At 71.7% G+C, this 1081-nt stretch carries 1 protein-coding gene and 2 pseudogenes; 1 reads left to right on the top strand and 2 read right to left on the bottom strand.

Annotated elements, in window-relative coordinates; all coding sequences use genetic code 11:
- A pseudogene (locus DSP71_RS00125) lies at positions 1-243 on the top strand (alcohol dehydrogenase); the annotation flags it as partial.
- A gap of 69 nt (positions 244-312) precedes the next feature.
- Here the strand turns inward: DSP71_RS00125 and DSP71_RS00130 are convergent.
- Complete coding sequence (locus DSP71_RS00130) at positions 313-864, bottom strand: CinA family protein (protein ID WP_058632364.1); 552 nt, start codon at positions 862-864, stop codon at positions 313-315.
- A 25-nt stretch (positions 865-889) separates the two neighbouring features.
- Positions 890-1081: pseudogene (locus tag DSP71_RS22810) on the bottom strand (hypothetical protein); the annotation flags it as partial.

The following is a 1081-nucleotide window of genomic DNA, read 5'->3' on the forward strand; positions in this document are numbered from 1 at the left end:
GCTGACCCGGTTCCGTTCGACGCCGAGAGCATCGTGCGCCGGCTCGTCACCGTCGCGGGCATCCACAACTACACGGGCGCAGAGCTGGCTGAAGCGGTGGCGTTCCTCGCGGGCCGGGGGAGGGCGTATCCCTTCGCCGATGCCGTTGGCGCGGTGCGGCCGCTCTCCGAGATCGATGCGGCGCTGCGCGAGGCGACCACCCCACAGGCGCCGCTGCGGATAGGGCTCGTGCCCGGCCAGTGAAGCTGCGGCCAACGCGCCGGCGAGGGTGCTGCGGCCTGTGACGATGCGCGACTCGTGGCGATGCCGTGGTCAGCGCGGACGACGGTCTTCGCCGTCGTTCTCCTGACCGCGCCGCGGACCCAGCGGTCGCAGCCCCTCGGCGTGGAACGCCAGCAGGCCGACGGCCGCACCAACGGTCGACGCGAGCACCTCTTCCGGGTCGCCGACAAGTGCCAGTCGACGGTGGCCCACGTCGCCATCGGCCGTGGCCCAGCCCAGATAGACGGTTCCCGCCGCGTGCCCGCCCTGGGGTTCCGGGCCGCCCACACCGGTGGTCGAGACCGCAAGGTCGACATCGAACAGGGTCCGTGCACCGGCGGCGAGCTGCTCCGCGCAGGCGGCAGAGCACGGATCCGTTCCCGGCGTCAGTCCCAGCACGCGCTCCTTGACGTCGGTGAAGTAGGCCACGATGCCCCCGGCGAACCAGCCGGAGGCACCGTCGCCGGCACCGATCGTCTCCGCGAGCATGCCCGAGGTCAGCGACTCGGCCACTCCGATGCGGAGCTCCCGCTCCGCGGCGAGTTCGCTCAACCGTGCGATGTGGCTCTGCGTGTCCGAGTCGAGAGCGTCGAGAGCGGTCACCGTGCGGAGCGTCCGTTCTCGAGCGTCATCGCTCTTCGCTCTCGTCGTAGTCCGGACGAGGGGGCTGCAGCGGCTGGTCCGAGTACTCTCCGCCCGCGCGGCCGCCGTAGGGGCGTCCGTGATCGGCGAACTCGTCGCGGGCGAATACCAGGGTCCACGGACCCGCCGTGAAGTGCGCGCCCGTGCGCAGGGTCTCGGAGTTCTCATCCACGTGCGT

This window comes from Microbacterium sp. H6 (genome assembly GCF_003314775.1).
Classification (GTDB): Bacteria; Actinomycetota; Actinomycetes; order Actinomycetales; family Microbacteriaceae; genus Microbacterium; species Microbacterium oxydans.